Source organism: Paenibacillus amylolyticus (assembly GCF_001570725.1).
Taxonomy (GTDB): domain Bacteria; phylum Bacillota; class Bacilli; order Paenibacillales; family Paenibacillaceae; genus Paenibacillus; species Paenibacillus amylolyticus_A.
The window spans coordinates 974974-990341 of sequence record NZ_BCNV01000001.1 but is presented as its reverse complement, the minus strand read 5'-3'; the positions used below and the strand labels follow the sequence as shown (position 1 = coordinate 990341).

Genomic DNA, 15368 nt, shown 5'->3' with positions numbered 1-15368 from the left:
TCTAGTGATACTTAATTGCACTTGCTGTACCCACAGTTGCTGCATGTTTTGCATCCTTCCACATTCATCAAGGATGCCGAGCCGCAGGAAGGACATAAATCTCTCGATTCGATAAAGGTTTTCTGATCCTCCACTTGGTTCTGTTCTTTCAATGCTCCAGTTTCGTTCTCCTGCACATTGCTCTGCACATGACTTTCCAATGCTTTGGCGACTGCATCTGCAATCGATTCCACCCGATTGGCTCCGAAGCCAATCGCTCCTGAACCTCCGATTCCCTTGAGATGTTTGATCAACAGTTCAACCTTATGCCCATGATCTCCGTATCGCAGGAACAGTGAGCATACCCGACCGAGTGCCTCAGCCATCGCGAACACATCCGATCCTGCTTTGCCTACGTTCAGGAAAATTTCACCCGGGGTTCCCTCCAGATCATTGATTGTAATGTATGCCATGCCGAATGGCGTATTGATTTTGTATGTCGCACCGCGCAGTACCTGAGGACGACTTCTATATTGTTTATCCAGCACTGTAGCAGACGAAGAGGTTTGATTGGAAGAAAGAGTCTCCACATCAACCTCGCTATTGAAAGCTCCAACACCTGCCTGCCCTCCGATGTTATTCGGTTTATCTATTGCAGATACGTCAGTCTTCTCTCCTGCTTCCGCCGTATTCAGATTTTCTGCCTTTGTCTCTTCCTTCTTCGATGTGGATAATACCTGTACATCCCTGCTACCATCGCGGTATATCGTAACTCCTTTACAGCCAAGGTCGAAGGCCAGTTCGTATAGCTCTGCCGTATCCTCCACTGTAAAATCAGCCGGACAGTTGGCCGTCTTCGAGATTGAGCTATCCACCCATTGCTGAATCGCGGCCTGCACCCGGATATGGTTCTCAGCCGACAGATCCATCGCTGTCACATAATAGTCGGGTAAAGCTTCACCCGGATGTTCATCCAGCCAATCTTGTGCAATCGGTACGAATTGTTCATCATAACCTAGACGGCTTTGACGGAAATACTTGAAGGCGAAATACGGCTCAATACCTGTGGATGTGCCCACCATCGTACCAGTACTTCCCGTTGGCGCCTGAGTGATCAGAGTGACATTTCGAATGCCCTGTTTACGAATGGCCTCTCCCACTTCAGGGTACGTCGCAACCATGTTTTTCATGAATCCACTCTGTAAGTACGGTTCAGCTTCGAAAGCTGGGAAAGCTCCCTTCTCTGCTGCAATCTCTGCCGATGCCAGATAGGCCTCCTTTGCCATGAATCCATACAGTTTATCCAGAAAAACAAGAGATTCAGGACTGCCGTATCGAATACGCAACTTAATCATCAGCTCTGCCAGTCCCATGGTGCCAAGTCCAACCCGGCGTTCACGCTGCTGATTCAGTTTATTTTCCTCAAAATGATATGGTGTTGCATCGATGACATTGTCCAAAAATCTAGCCGAGATGCGAGTGGTTTCCGCCAGTTCATCCCATGCCACATCATGATTCGTTTCATCGTAGAATTTGGACAGATTAATGGCAGACAGATTACATACACCCCAACCAGGCAGGCCTTGTTCCCCGCACGGATTAGTACAGATGATCGGATTGAAGTACCAGCTGTTGGACATCTGGTTATAATACTCCATGAATACAACACCGGGCTCTGCCGATTTCCAGGCTGATTCAATAATGGTATGCCAGATTTCGCGAGCCTTCAGCGTTCGATAGTGCACCACCGAATGACCTGCAGCTTTCCACTGCTGCATATCCCCGTTCCACTCGGTGTCGTAGTCCGGATCGTTTGTATCGGGGAAAATCAAATCCCAATCTCCATCCTGCTTGACAGCCTCCATAAATGCGTTGCTCATACATACCGACAGATTGGCATTGGTCACCTGCCCCATCGTTTGTTTCACGGTAATAAAATCAAGCACATCCGGATGCCAGTCATTCATCATCAGCATGAGCGCACCCCGGCGGCTTCCGCCCTGTTCAATCAGTCCTGTCGTATAACTGAACAATCCACCCCACGATACGGAACCGCTGGATGATCCGTTGACACCTTTGACCACCGCTCGGCGAGGACGCAAAGAGGACAAATTAATGCCAACGCCTCCCCCACGTGCCATAATTTCTGTCATCTCGCTCAAAGTCCTCATGATGCCACCCCGACTGTCCTGCGGAGACGGAATGACATAACAATTGAAGAGTGTCAGCTCATCGCTGGCCCCCGCACCCGCAGCAATGCGACCACCAGGAACTAACTTCCAATCTTCCAACACGGAGCGGAACTTGGACTCCCACGTTGCCTGCTGATCCGCAGTGGATTCGACAGAAGCCATCGCTTTGGCAAGACGTTCCCACATCTCTTCCGGTGTTTTTTCTATGTTGAGTGTCAGTTTCTCCAGGTTTGTCTCGATCATCTCTCCGCTTCGAGTCCTCACTTGTACAAGCTGACCCTGACGTTCTATGATTTCGCCCACTTCCTTGGTTGGGAACTTGGGATCATCCTTCGTTAATACCAACACAACATCCCCGACCTTGGCATGATTCGAATCAGCGTCCTTCCAGGCGTATCGGTCCAGAAATATTTTTTCGCTAAGTCCTTCTAATTGGTACGATCGTTGGTTCGATTTCATCGCTACATTCAACCTCCCTGGATTCAAGCTCCATTTTCACTATAAGAGTAAATTATGATTAAACACCACATATAGTGATTTAAATCAAGTATAATACACCATATATTGATTTTCTAGATGACTTTTATCACAGTCCTTATTTTATAGACTCCTCTGCTCGGACAAACTTCTTCACACACTCTCAAACTCACGTATACAAAATCTGTGAATTTTTTGGGACAGAAAAAACCTGAAAAAGCGAAGCGTTGGCCTAAAAGCTTTCTGAAAGAAAGCTGCATCGAAAGCATACGCTATCCCCATATTCCCCTCTCCAGAAAAGGGAATCAAAGAAATCTGGGGATAACAGCGATTGGAAGGTTGTTCTGTCATCGTAGTGTTCGTGCAAATAAACTGTAGTTCAACTTATATGGTTATGAACTGACTCTCATTCGTCCATACTATTACCTACGAATAAAACGTCATCACGTATGGCAGGGGAGGAAGCACCATGAACCGGAAAAACCCGCACCACACGAATCAACCTGTAGCCGAGCTGCCTGTTCCGTTGGAATTTGATCGGAGCTGGATTAATCAATTGGAATCCCGACTGGATAAAGGAGGTCCTTGGGGAGATTACCGACTCTTCCAACTCGGTATTCAAGCCGAAGAAACCAACCTGATTCCCAATTTTGACGAGATCCAATGTTTGAAGCATCTACAAGGCCTTACTCCACTCCCTCACCAGATGGACACTGCACGCAAAGTATTATTTGAAATGTCAGGCCGGGCCATTCTCGCCGATGAGGTGGGTCTGGGCAAAACCATTGAAGCCGGTCTCATTCTGAAAGAATATATGGTTCGGGGTCTCGTATCCAAGGTACTCATTCTTGTGCCAGCCTCTCTTGTGCTGCAATGGGTACGAGAGTTGAATTCGAAATTTGGCATCCCAGCCATTGCCCAGAAAAAGGCCTACTCCTGGCAGAATGAAGTGGTTGTTGCCTCCATGGATACAGCCAAACGTGATCCGCATAAAGATATGCTGCTAAATACCGATTACGATATGATCATTATTGATGAGGCCCACAAGCTCAAAAATAAGAAAACAACCAACTATCAATTCATGCTGAAATTGCGCAAAAAGTATTGCCTGCTGCTCACAGCTACACCTGTGCAGAACGATATGAGCGAGTTGTTCAATCTGATCAACCTGCTGAAGCCGGGTCAGCTGGGTCGTCAGGGTGACTTTGCAGCCAACTTTGTCGTCGACAAGCGGGTTCCGAAAAATCAGGAACAGCTTAAGAACGAGTTATCCAAAGTCATGATTCGCAACCGCCGCGGCGAAGGCCCCGTTCAATTTACCAAACGGAACGTCTCCAACGTGAATCTGCAACTATCGCCCGAAGAACAAGCGCTATACGATGGCGTGACTTCCTTTGTTAAAGACCAGTACCAGGAAGCTGGGGGCAACCTGAGCAGCATGCTCTCCCTTGTTACATTACAACGGGAAGTGTGCAGCAGTCGGGATGCTGTATTCGTAACACTGGTGAATCTGTCGAAGAAACTTCCGCTGGATTCTCCCCTTCGAGACAAGATTTGGGAACTCGTTGCCCATATTAAAGCGATCAAGGAGAATACCAAAGCCGAGAAAACGATGGAACTGGTTCGGAACATGAATGAAAAAGTAATTATCTTCACCGAATACCGGGCCACGCAGGAGTATCTGCTAAACTATTTCCGCAACAACGGGCTTACGGCCGTCCCCTATCGGGGTGGCATGAATCGGGGCAAAAAAGACTGGATGATGGATCTCTTCCGCGGGCGTGTGCAGGCCATGATTGCAACCGAAGCGGGTGGTGAGGGCATTAATCTGCAATTTTGTCACCATATGATCAACTTCGATCTGCCTTGGAACCCTATGAGGGTAGAGCAGCGGATCGGTCGGGTGCATCGGTTGGGACAGCAGAATGACGTGAACATTTTCAACCTGTCCACAACCGGAACCATAGAGGAACACATTCTGAATTTGCTGCATGAGAAGATCAATATGTTCGAGATGGTGATCGGCGGGCTGGATGTCATTCTGGAACGGCTGGAGAAAAAGGAGTCTATTGAGAAAAGTTTGTACAAAATCATGTTGGAATCACAAAATGAAGAAGATATTCGCCGCAAGATGGATTCACTTGGACAATCGCTGAGCTCCATTCAGCGTGAAGTCGCGGATGAGGGCCCTGCTGTATCCGGGTTAGATCTTCGCAAAGGAGGTAGCTGATCCATGACCATGTCCCCCCATGAAGTGCAGGCTTATGTTCTCACCTATCTGGAATCACTTGATTGTCAGATTATGGAGCGTTCCCCTGCCCATGTGACGGTCAAACTCTCGCCTGAAGCGGACAAAGCGTTGACGAACCGCCCCTATTATTGGGGGTTTGTGGAGCGAACCGGAGCACCAGCTGAGACCATGTCTTTCACATTTATATTCGATCCTGACAGCTATCAGCAGGCCATTGAAGCAGCAGAAGCCAAAGCGGCGCAAACATCACCTCCGGTTGTAACTGACCCTGCGGGTACCAATGGCGTAACCAATGGGAATACCCCAGGTGAGCCACCGAAGGATACCATTCTGGGTCGTTACTTCGGTATTACGCCATCTCTGCCCCAGCTGGGACCAGGGCGTATATTGCGTGAAGATGTGGTATACGGCAGTCGCAGACTACAACAGATTTTCGGTGCAGCCCGTGAAGGCGGTGCCTTCGTGAATCTGTTCGAACAGGCAGCCAAACGGCAATTGCGTGCTACAGCGCCAGCCGTATATGAACCTTGGCTCGGTGTCTGTTTCAAAGTTGAATTTGCCTGTGACTTGAAACGGGAGGAACTGCATTTTCTCGGCATCTCCCTTCGCTCAGGTGAAATTATAGAGAAATTCGGCACGAAGCTGAATCGACGTGACCTCAGTCCGAGGCTCGCGGAGAACATGCATGTGCAGACAGCTAAAGTTTCGTTATCCGATGCAGGTGCTGCTTTGGAATCTCATTTGACGAACCGCTTGCAGAAACTCGATTACAGCTGGGCAGAGAAAGCTCAAGAGCGACTTGATCTGGAGCTGGACGTGTTGGACACATATTATGAAGCGGTACTCCGGGAAGATATGCCTGAAGTAGAATCCACGGAGAACTTAACCTCCGGCACGGAGACCGGACATTCTGATCGCACGACACCTGTACTCCTGAGACCCGTTATTGCATTAACTAACGCTGAATCCATTGGAGCAGATGTAGAACTGGCGGCAGAGGCCGCAGTACAGATCGACACCGAGACAGATGCCGAAGAAGAGAAAGCGAAACAGGCGGCTATCGATCGTGAAGCCATGAAACTGCAATATGAGACACGCCGAACCGAAATGATCTGGCAATATGAGCCCAAAGTGAAAGTAACTGCGATTAGTAGCGGCATGTTTCACTTAAGATAGACGAAACATAGACGAAGACACTACTTTTCCTGCAAATGCTGGCAAAAGTAGTGTTTATTCATGATCAGCCGCCCGACAGGATGCAGCAACCTTTGCATAGCCTGTACCCTAGAATGAAATTAGGACCGACCAGGCAATGGATAATGGAAAAGAAGGTGTTAACTTGAAACGATTCTTTCATATGCGATGGAACAGTGTTCGTAGAACAACTTGTATGACCTTGGGCGTACTCAGTTGTGTTGCCCTTTTCTCCTTTTGGTCGATTGCAAATGCTGAACAACAAAAAACAACCTCACTCGTGCTCGCATCACCAACAGGGGACAGAACCAAACTTCTTGCCTCTGCGAATGACAAATTAGCTCCCACAGCTGTACAACGGTTTGCAGAGCAGCAAGCTGTTGCCCTTGGTACGGCTAACGCCGAAGCACATTGGAAGAACGCCGAACTGGACTTCTACCCTCTGGGTCCGGGTACACATAGCTGGCTCGTGCAAGCTGAGTTTGAAGGCAAACCGATCGGTTATATGATTATTAACGCCACAGATCAGGGACAACTGCTGCTTAGTGAATATGGTCAAGGAGAGTCCTCACCGTACAACAGTGAACTTCTTGGACAAGCCTTGAATCGACAAGATGTCAACCTTGAGACGTTACTTGCTAGCGGAGGAGAGCTACATCTTCGTTATGCTCTTCCCCTGCTGGCTTATTGGAAAGTGGAACAACGGAATCATCCATTACTTTATATTGATGCTACGAACGGAGATGTATTACCATCAGAGTTCCTGGACCAGCTAGAGGCTGACTCCAAACAGGTCTCTGCCAGCATAACTGATTTAGCCACAACTTCATCTTTATCAGTCGATCCACTGCATCTGCGACCTGTATTCAATCCAGCTGACAATCTGTTGTGGATTACATCCAAGCCTGTTGCTACTGACCGTGTACAAGATGTGATACAGCATGAAAAGAATCAAGAGATTGTTTTCTCAACAGATGATCGTAATGTCTTATATGGCGGTCCTATGCCCGTTAGCGGTTATCAGCTATGGCATAGTGATCAGGACGCAAAGTCTATTCCGTATGTAGCGATTGGCGGCAATACGTCCATTCAACGCTTTGTGCCTTTGAGCACATTGCAACAAGATGGTCATTTTTACATCGTGAAACCTTGATCAACTGGGAACTCTTAAGACAACAACAAATAAGACGCCTTCCCATGTTTCAAAGGGACTGCGTCTTTCTTTTGGTTTTACGTTAGCGAAATCAGGTTAGCGGTAGTCACCCTTTACCCGAAGAACTTCGTTTGTGAGGCTGTGACTCCATCGCTTTTTCCTTTTTCCCCACCCACAGAGATACAGCAAACGGAATCATACCGAACCATTTCATTGCCCACGGCTCTTTCTTTTTGGCGCGGCCTTTCCGCTCATCCTTGGGTGTATCGATATAATGAACAACACGCTGCGTAATGTATTTTACCAACTCATCACTTTTGGCCATAACCTCTGCCTCCTTCGCTCCTGCTCATTCACGGAGCTTACGATAGTTCTATTGTGTGCAGGATGTGCAATGGTTAAACATTTTTTTGTTGAAAGAAGTATGAAAACCCTCAAAATGCACAGTCTAATGCCAAAGGTATCCATACAGTCATTAATCTGCATCCGATACCTATTTCATGAAGGAGTGTGTATTCCCATGTATAAGCTGCTGACCGCTTCGGTGGCGTTGCTAATCAGCTTCCATTGCCTCCCCATCCTGCCCCACCATGTTGCTCATGGAAAAGCAGCCTATCTTGATTTTGCCTTATCTCAAAGTTCAGCTCAGTCCACTCCGTCCCAGAACAGTCCATCCATGCTGCCGGTGACCGATGGAGATGCTTATCGTTCCAGTCATCATGCCTTTGCAGCTCCGGTTATCCTGCTTGACGTAGGCCATGGAGGAATTGACGGTGGTACGTCAGCCCAAGGTGTGCTGGAAAAAGATATTAACCTCGCCATTAGCCAAAAGGTGTATCTTCTGCTTCGCAGCAAAGGTTATGCCGTTATCATCAACCGACTTGGGGATTATGCACTTAGTGATGAGAACCGCTGGCTGAACAGCCGCTCCCGTCATACCAGGGATCTTGCCCAGCGTAAAAGTCTCAGCGAAGAAGTGAGTACAGACATCGTAGTCAGTATTCATGCGAACTGGAGTCCCAGATCATCTGCACATGGCCCGGTGGTGCTGCACCAGAAGGAAGGCAGGAGCTACTTGCTAGCCCAATCCATTCAGAACGCCATGAACGAATTGTATCGGACTGGACATGGTGTCGTATGGGGCAAGCCCTTTTATTTATTAAATTACGTGAAGCAACCTGCCGTCATTGTCGAAACCGGATTTTTGAGTAATGCGGCAGATCGTGCCAGAATGAGTGATCCCGCTGAGCAAAAACGAATCGCCCAATCCATTGCCAACGGCATTATTTATTACCTGTCGGTAGTGTAGGAGCAGCATGCCAGTTCCACACTTCGCGTACCAGATCACCTATACCGACAAACTCAACCTGACCCTGGAGACGGGAAACAGAATCACGAACCACAGCAGATGTGTTTAACCCCGTTTGGCCCACATGACCAATGACAACACAAATATTTTTGTCAATTGCGCGCTGAACAGCCAAATCCATTTGCTTGCGAATGTGCTGCTTGGAGTTTTGATCATCCAGAAAAACGTCATTACCCACAGGTGGCATATTTTTGGAGATCGCAAGTTCCCCTACCACGGAGCGAAAATTCGTACGGCTGTCTACAAAAAAGAGGCCTCGCTCCTTGCATACATCAAGCACAATCGACATGATGCGTTTGTCGGAAGTGATTTTGGAACCCATATGATTGTTCATGCCAATGGCGTGCGGTACATCATCAATCGCTTTCTCCACGCGTTCCCGTACTTCTTCATCGGTTAGATTGGATGTGATTGCACCCGGGCCCAGCCACTCAGGTCTTCCTTTCTTGGGTTCCATGGGCATGTGCACGATCACATCCATTCCCTTTTCATGCGCAGCGATCGCATCTTTCTTCGTTGTTGGCAAAAATGGCATCACCGCTACCGTCAGTTTGATTGGCATCGCCAAGATCTCTGCCGTTCCCTTCATATCGTTACCAACGTCATCAATGATGATCGCCAACCGTTTATGATTCGATGGGGACTCAGAAGCTGCGGCTGTAGACCCTCCTGCCGAAACACCGACGTAAATTACAATCAAAAATGTCATGAAACTGGCCAAAAATCGATAATGCTTTCTCTTTTCCTTCATCATGATTCCCTCCCCTTAGATCTGTGTTCTCATTGTTTGATAATGAAGGGAGTTATATGTAAGCCAAAGCCTTCCTTAAATATCGACATCCCCCCACTGGACAACTCCACTTTCGAATGAGCAGCGCTTTTCCATTCAACCTTCTTCTTTTCAGACAAGAACCGTCATTGAATATATCGATAATAGAAATAAATTAGAAAAAATACTGTAATTTGTCAGGTTTTCAGTTCAGGAATAATTTAGTAGAATCAACAATTGAAAGAAGCTAAAGTGCTTTATATTTTCCTATGATTTAAGGGAGGAGGTTTTGAAAGGGTTTACATAAATGAAATGCCAGACCATCAGCTATTTTACTATTTGCTATTTGAGGAGGATGAAAGTAGTGAAATTCAAATTAAAAAAGACGATTAACGTTTTATTGGCCTGCTTAACAGCTCTGCCCCTCATGCTTAGTCCTACACAAGTTTCGGCAGCAAGTGATGCCACCATTAATTTATCTTCTGAAAAACAACTCATTCGCGGTTTTGGTGGTATCAACCATCCGGCATGGATCGGTGACTTGACTGCCGCGCAACGAGAAACTGCTTTTGGCAATGATCAGAACCAGTTAGGCTTTTCTGTACTCAGAATCTACGTCGATCCAGACCGAAATAACTGGTCTCGTGAGGTTGCCACAGCCAAACGTGCTATTGAAAAGGGTGCTATCGTATTTGCATCCCCATGGAATCCTCCGAGCGACATGGTTGAAACCTTTAACCGCAATGGAGATACCAATGCCAAACGCCTGAAGTACGACAAGTATACTGCATATGCACAGCATCTTAATGACTTTGTAACCTACATGAAAAATAATGGCGTGGACCTGTATGCCATTTCGGTACAAAATGAGCCGGACTACGCACATGACTGGACCTGGTGGACACCTCAGGAAATCCTTCGTTTTATGAAAGAAAATGCAGGCTCCATTCAAGGTACAAAAGTGATGGCACCCGAGTCCTTCCAGTATCTCAAAAACATATCTGATCCGATTCTGAATGACCCACAGGCGCTCGCTAATATGGACATTCTGGGGGCACACACGTACGGGACACAGATCAAAGATTTCGCATATCCACTCTTCAAGCAAAAAGGATCCGGTAAAGAACTCTGGATGACTGAAGTCTATTATCCGAATAGCGATAGTAACTCCGCGGACCGCTGGCCCGAAGCGCTTGACGTGTCCTATCACATGCACAGCGCTATGGTCGAAGGTGATTTCCAAGCTTATGTATGGTGGTACATCCGCAGACAGTATGGTCCGATGAAAGAGGACGGAACGATTAGTAAACGCGGTTATAATATGGCTCACTTCTCCAAATTTGTACGTCCAGGCTATCTCAGAGTAGATGCAACCAAAAACCCGGATACGAACACATTCGTTTCTGCCTACAAAGGGGATAACAAGGTTGTCATTGTGGCAATTAACAGAAGCACTTCTGCAACGAGTCAGAAATTTGTTTTGCAAAATGGTAATGCTTCCACGGTATCCTCATGGGTAACCGATAGCAGTCGCAATCTGGCAAGCGGAGCACCAATTACGGTGTCCAATGCAACCTTTACTGCTCAACTCCCTGCTCAAAGTGTAACTACGTTTGTCGCTAATATTACGGGCGGTGGCGGTAATACGGGGAGTGGCACTACGTATGAAGCAGAAACAGGAACGACTCTCTCCGATGCTGCAATTGAGACGATCTATCCTGGCTACACAGGCTCAGGGTATGTTAATTTCAATGCGTTGACGAACTCAGGCATTCAATGGAATAACATCAACAATACGATAAGCGGCACCAAAAACGTAAAGTTTCGTTATGCGTTGGAAAGTGGCACCCGTAACCTCGATGTATTCGTAAATGGGACCAAAGTAATCAGCAATACCCCATTTACTGCAACGGGAAGCTGGTCTACCTGGGGTGAAAAAACAATTCAAGTACCCATGAACTCGGGAACCAATACCATTAAAGTGGTAACGACCGGTGCTGAAGGTCCGAATATCGATAGTATCCACGTGTCCGCTCAGTAACCCATTAGACGATGCATGTTTTTATGGGCAAAGCAAAAAGGTTCCCCAAAGGCGTTAACCTAACAAGGAACCTTTTTTCATTCTTATGATGCGGTCGAGAGGACTCGAACCTCCACGGGGGGTTAGCCCACACGGACCTGAACCGTGCGCGTCTGCCAATTCCGCCACGACCGCATATTGTATATCTTCGTGATATATATCTTGGCGACAAGAAATAATATATCATGTACAATTTATCATGTCAACACTGAAAATAATAACAATAAAGCCCGAGCCAGACGTCCATGTCTGATTCGGGCTTTACTTATCGTTACTAGGGATTAACTCTACTCTATGAAACCTTAGGCATGTTACGAGTTACAGCTTGGAAGGCCAGTTGCCATACCATGCGTAACCGCCTCTTCTTTCTTTATCAATATCACTTAGTTTATATTTAACTACCCCGTCACGACCAATAAAGATCGGTTTATCTGTCCCCACTTCATAGAAGCGAGCCCAGATCGGTGCAGCTTTGGAATCAGCAATAATTTTGCTGTCTCCGTTCGCTCTTTCATACTTGTAGCCCGTAATTTTGACTTTGTTAAACCAAGCTTCAGCTCCTTTAATGGATGCTGTAATTTTAGCGTTAGCAGGTCTGGTTTTCAGGAATTTAACAATCGTTACACTCTCTCCAGCCGTCAGTGATGGTACTTCATAGATTCTTGCGCTTGCCGGTTTAAGGGAACTGGAATCATGTTGTTGTCCCCATGCTGTCAGCTTACCGCCTGAAACGACCTGTGTATTCAGAATCGCATCTACACCTTTGGCAACTGAATTTTTACTGCGGTTAGCAAGTGTGCTGTCGATAAACGAGAAGTCACCTTTGCGCGTTGCTACTTCATCCAGCATGATCATTACATTAATCATTGCATCATCATTGTAAGTGATGTGTTTGTGATATCCCGAGCTTTGATAGACTTGTGGCCATCCGCCGTTTGAATACTGCATGTTGATCAAAAAGTTAATTCCTTTGATTGCAGCTGTGGAGTATCGCGGATCATTGGTCTTTTTGAATTCCTTCGCCAATCTTCTAATTTCTGAGTATGTAGCCTTGTTGTCGATGGTGGACTTCGCCCATTCTCCACTTGTTTGTTTGTAGTCTTTTCTCCAACCTCCATCTGGCAGCTGGTTCTTCAGAATATCAGATATACTTGCTGTTGTGCCTGAAGCATCAGCAGCTGATACCGTTGTTACAGGAAGAACTGCCATTCCAACTGCTGAGAAGACCATCGTACATGCCAGAATAAAAGTAACTATTTTTTTTGCTTTCAAAGATAACACTCTCCTATGTTTGTTTTTATAAATCTCCCACTTCTACCTTACTTATAAAACTAGTCCCTTAACCTCCTTTATTTGAATTTATAACACAATAAAATCAATTTTCATCCAATATGTGGATTGGATAAGAAGATAATATGCAATAAATCGATTTTTGTCAATATATGCAACTTAATGAATATAATCTCTTTAATTGAACATTACGGAATAGTTCTTTTAACTCATGACAAACCTATTCATTTATCCAAAATCGTCTTAAGCGAATCAATAATGACGTTTTTGTCATGAATGATACCCAGACTTGATCCCTTCTTTCATATAAAAACCTTAATTCCGCTAACATTGAGGTATTACGAAGGGGTTTAAATGGGTTTGACAATTACGCATTTATGCAATATAGTTTCAAATAGTTACAAAAACTTAATTATTCATTGCCGAGTTTCAGATTTGAAAACGGGGGAACCATTTTGGGTGAATTATTCTTATACATAGGAAATATAGGGAACCTTCTACCGAACCCTTAGCTAACTCCGTAGGCATCGAAGGGAGAACATTGATTTTGAAAAAACTGATTATCTCCATTTTTGGAGCAGCTGTACTATTTACATCCGGGGCAACAAGCACAGAGGCAAGCAGTATCAACTCCGTAGTGAACAACATGACAGGTATACCTTACAAGTGGGGTGGCACGACTTTGGCCGGCTTCGACTGTTCCGGGTTTATGAGATATCTTTTCAACAAATACAGCATTGAATTGCCACGTACTTCGCAGCAGCAAGCCAAAGCAGGTACTCCGGTATCCAAAAGTAACATTCGCACAGGTGATCTGGTGTTCTTCAATACGATGGGCAAAGGCATTTCACATACAGGTGTATATATTGGCGGCGGACAATTTGCACATGCCTCCAGTAGTAAAGGTGTAAGTATTACGAAGTTATCGAATCCATACTTCAATGATCGTTATGTGACAGCACGTCGGGTAACTGGACAATTTATGTACGATAAAATGTTGGGCAAAATGTAATTCATACACAAAAAGGCATCGGTATATAACCTGATGCCTTTTTTGTAACCATTTTTTGTCTTCAACTGATTTCTTAAACATTGTAAAATGTTTTAGGAAATCAAAGGAGATGAGGAGAACAATTGAAAAAGTTATTGTTTGTTTTAAGTTTTGTTATTTTAGTAATAGGTAGTTTAGGATGCAGTAGTGAAACAGTTAAAGATTTCAGAGAAGTATCTTGGGGGAGTAAAATAAAAAAGGTCATTTCATCTGAAGAAAAAAACGAAAACACAAACTATGAAGAAAAAGTACATAATGATCATGAAAAAAGTATTAATTATTCCGATGTGGTGGTTCTGGGTAAGACTGCAGACGCAGAATACTCCTTTACTAATTTATTGGATAATGAAGGAATATTAGAAAAAATAGAAGATAACAACCAATTGCGTGAGGAACTTGATAACGAAAATACGACAGACGCAAGAAAAGACGAGATACGAAAGACATTGGATGAGCAATTAGAGGACATGATGAAGCAAGCATATGAATATCCTTTGGACGATTACTTACTGATTGAAGCAAGTTACGATTTTGGTACTCTAACTAATCCGGAATCTGATGAAATTTTGGAAGAGCTTACGAAGAAATATGGTAAACCAGAGCTCGAAAGCTATAATAACGCTTTTATTTATAAGTGGACCAGTGACCGATCCACCATTGAATATCGGACTAAATCGTCAGTAATAAATTATAAGGCACGCTATTCCGTAATGGAAAAATTTGCGGACGTGGACAAATACAATAAAACACTTAACAGTAAAACAAGTAAAGATGAACTTTAAATAAAACATGGTCATACTCCTGTGCTAACAGGGTATGACCATGTTTTATTTTTTCATATATTTCCTAAGTTTAATGCAACGCCTTCTGCACTCGCATCGCACCCTGAGACAGGGCATGTCCGCCTCCTACAGCTCCAGCAACGGCAACGGTCTCCATGATCTCCTGATCAGTTGCACCCTTGGCACGAGCTTCTTCTACATGGTAGAAGGTACATACCTCATTGTTGGCGAACAGTCCTATTCCGAGGGCAATTAGCTGTTTTGTCTTCGCATCAATCACGCCAGGCTGAAAGCATTCTCCGGTAAACTCATGATACGACTTCACCACTCCTGGCAGCACATCGCTTAATGCTCCAATCTGATCCTTGTAGGCATGAACTTTATCATTCATCAATGTCATGTCTTGTAGCACACCCTCTCAGCTATAGTTACAGATCGTTTCCACTGTACCTATTTTCTCTCCCGAGTGAGCCAATTATGCCAAGAAATCATGGTAATTCCAAACATATAAATGCTCATGGTTTGCCACAATCATAAGCGATTGCTACTCACCAAGTGGACTCTGGCGCGGTTCGCTGAACAGCTGATATCGGTAACTGCGATCCAGCTTGACGACACGTCTATTTTGCCGCCGGATAAGTACCTGCTCGCCATCCCAGGCAACGACAATCCCGGTTACATCGTTTGACTCCAGCTCGTCCCGTACTACTCTTACTTTCTCACCTGACAGACGCAGGGCGTCCAATTCTGTATCACTGATCATGTTCTTGGCTCCTATATT

At 45.4% G+C, this 15368-nt stretch carries 13 protein-coding genes, 1 tRNA gene and 1 riboswitch; of the genes, 7 read left to right on the top strand and 7 right to left on the bottom strand.

All coding sequences use genetic code 11. The features are described 5' to 3' along the window. Window positions 1–11 precede the first annotated feature (11 nt). Window positions 12–2630, bottom strand: a complete 2619-nt coding sequence (locus tag PAHA3_RS04675; protein WP_062833679.1) for an adenosylcobalamin-dependent ribonucleoside-diphosphate reductase — start codon at window positions 2628–2630, stop codon at window positions 12–14. 487 nt (window positions 2631–3117) lie between these two features. Here PAHA3_RS04675 and PAHA3_RS04670 point away from each other — a divergent pair, with 487 nt between their 5' ends. The 3 genes from PAHA3_RS04670 to PAHA3_RS04660 all read left to right on the top strand — a co-directional run bounded on the left by PAHA3_RS04670 (window position 3118) and on the right by PAHA3_RS04660 (window position 7246). Next, the gene (locus PAHA3_RS04670; RefSeq protein WP_062833678.1) at window positions 3118–4878 is read left to right on the top strand and encodes a DEAD/DEAH box helicase; all 1761 of its coding nucleotides are present in this window, start codon (window positions 3118–3120) and stop codon (window positions 4876–4878) included. A 3-nt stretch (window positions 4879–4881) separates the two neighbouring features. Then, complete coding sequence (locus PAHA3_RS04665; RefSeq protein WP_062833677.1) at window positions 4882–6075, top strand: YqhG family protein; 1194 nt, start codon at window positions 4882–4884, stop codon at window positions 6073–6075. Window positions 6076–6256: 181 nt separating this feature from the next. Beyond that, complete coding sequence (locus PAHA3_RS04660; RefSeq protein WP_167350844.1) at window positions 6257–7246, top strand: hypothetical protein; 990 nt, start codon at window positions 6257–6259, stop codon at window positions 7244–7246. A 106-nt stretch (window positions 7247–7352) separates the two neighbouring features. On the opposite strand, the gene PAHA3_RS04655 is transcribed toward PAHA3_RS04660, so the two are convergent. After that, window positions 7353–7571 (bottom strand): YqzE family protein, encoded by a 219-nt coding sequence (locus PAHA3_RS04655; protein WP_062833675.1) that lies wholly within the window; start codon window positions 7569–7571, stop codon window positions 7353–7355. 195 nt (window positions 7572–7766) lie between these two features. Here PAHA3_RS04655 and PAHA3_RS04650 point away from each other — a divergent pair, with 195 nt between their 5' ends. Beyond that, on the top strand, window positions 7767–8555 hold the full coding sequence (locus PAHA3_RS04650; RefSeq protein ID WP_062833674.1) for an N-acetylmuramoyl-L-alanine amidase family protein: 789 nt from the start codon (window positions 7767–7769) through the stop codon (window positions 8553–8555). Here the strand turns inward: PAHA3_RS04650 and PAHA3_RS04645 are convergent. Further along, window positions 8530–9324 carry a divergent polysaccharide deacetylase family protein gene (locus PAHA3_RS04645; protein WP_371327925.1) on the bottom strand — a complete coding sequence of 265 codons (795 nt, stop codon included), beginning with the start codon at window positions 9322–9324 and terminating at the stop codon, window positions 8530–8532. The two genes, PAHA3_RS04650 and PAHA3_RS04645, sit on opposite strands and share 26 nt — an antisense overlap. A 415-nt stretch (window positions 9325–9739) precedes the next feature. On the opposite strand from PAHA3_RS04645, the gene PAHA3_RS04640 reads away from it, so the two are divergent. Next, complete coding sequence (locus tag PAHA3_RS04640) at window positions 9740–11425, top strand: carbohydrate-binding protein (RefSeq protein ID WP_062833672.1); 1686 nt, start codon at window positions 9740–9742, stop codon at window positions 11423–11425. Between the two features lie 89 nt (window positions 11426–11514). Here the strand turns inward: PAHA3_RS04640 and PAHA3_RS04635 are convergent. Next, a tRNA-Leu gene (locus PAHA3_RS04635) sits at window positions 11515–11599 on the bottom strand. Window positions 11600–11782: 183 nt separating this feature from the next. After that, window positions 11783–12745, bottom strand: a complete 963-nt coding sequence (pelA, locus tag PAHA3_RS04630) for a pectate lyase (protein ID WP_062833671.1) — start codon at window positions 12743–12745, stop codon at window positions 11783–11785. 419 nt (window positions 12746–13164) lie between these two features. Then, window positions 13165–13296: riboswitch (cyclic di-AMP (ydaO/yuaA leader) on the top strand. Window positions 13297–13301: 5 nt separating this feature from the next. On the opposite strand from pelA, the gene PAHA3_RS04625 reads away from it, so the two are divergent. Beyond that, window positions 13302–13766 carry a C40 family peptidase gene (locus PAHA3_RS04625; protein ID WP_062833670.1) on the top strand — a complete coding sequence of 155 codons (465 nt, stop codon included), beginning with the start codon at window positions 13302–13304 and terminating at the stop codon, window positions 13764–13766. Window positions 13767–13888: 122 nt separating this feature from the next. Next, the gene (locus PAHA3_RS04620) at window positions 13889–14587 is read left to right on the top strand and encodes a hypothetical protein (RefSeq protein ID WP_062833669.1); all 699 of its coding nucleotides are present in this window, start codon (window positions 13889–13891) and stop codon (window positions 14585–14587) included. A gap of 70 nt (window positions 14588–14657) precedes the next feature. Here the strand turns inward: PAHA3_RS04620 and PAHA3_RS04615 are convergent, their stop codons facing one another. Together PAHA3_RS04615 and PAHA3_RS04610 are read right to left on the bottom strand one after the other, a co-directional pair. Next, window positions 14658–14987, bottom strand: a complete 330-nt coding sequence (locus PAHA3_RS04615) for a carboxymuconolactone decarboxylase family protein (RefSeq protein WP_017689352.1) — start codon at window positions 14985–14987, stop codon at window positions 14658–14660. A gap of 144 nt (window positions 14988–15131) precedes the next feature. Next, window positions 15132–15350 carry a hypothetical protein gene (locus tag PAHA3_RS04610; RefSeq protein WP_062833668.1) on the bottom strand — a complete coding sequence of 73 codons (219 nt, stop codon included), beginning with the start codon at window positions 15348–15350 and terminating at the stop codon, window positions 15132–15134. Between the last annotated feature and the right edge of the window lie 18 nt (window positions 15351–15368).

Excerpts from the sequence above, each read along its gene's own strand:
- PAHA3_RS04615 (WP_017689352.1), bottom strand. The coding sequence starts at position 14,987 with ATGACATTGATGAATGATAAAGTTCATGCCTACAAGGATCAGATTGGA.
- PAHA3_RS04660 (WP_167350844.1), top strand. The coding sequence starts at position 6,257 with ATGCGATGGAACAGTGTTCGTAGAACAACTTGTATGACCTTGGGCGTA.
- PAHA3_RS04645 (WP_371327925.1), bottom strand. The coding sequence starts at position 9,324 with ATGACATTTTTGATTGTAATTTACGTCGGTGTTTCGGCAGGAGGGTCT.
- PAHA3_RS04675 (WP_062833679.1), bottom strand. The coding sequence starts at position 2,630 with ATGAAATCGAACCAACGATCGTACCAATTAGAAGGACTTAGCGAAAAA.
- PAHA3_RS04670 (WP_062833678.1), top strand. The coding sequence starts at position 3,118 with ATGAACCGGAAAAACCCGCACCACACGAATCAACCTGTAGCCGAGCTG.
- PAHA3_RS04655 (WP_062833675.1), bottom strand. The coding sequence starts at position 7,571 with ATGGCCAAAAGTGATGAGTTGGTAAAATACATTACGCAGCGTGTTGTT.
- PAHA3_RS04610 (WP_062833668.1), bottom strand. The coding sequence starts at position 15,350 with ATGATCAGTGATACAGAATTGGACGCCCTGCGTCTGTCAGGTGAGAAA.
- PAHA3_RS04640 (WP_062833672.1), top strand. The coding sequence starts at position 9,740 with ATGAAAGTAGTGAAATTCAAATTAAAAAAGACGATTAACGTTTTATTG.
- PAHA3_RS04665 (WP_062833677.1), top strand. The coding sequence starts at position 4,882 with ATGACCATGTCCCCCCATGAAGTGCAGGCTTATGTTCTCACCTATCTG.
- PAHA3_RS04650 (WP_062833674.1), top strand. The coding sequence starts at position 7,767 with ATGTATAAGCTGCTGACCGCTTCGGTGGCGTTGCTAATCAGCTTCCAT.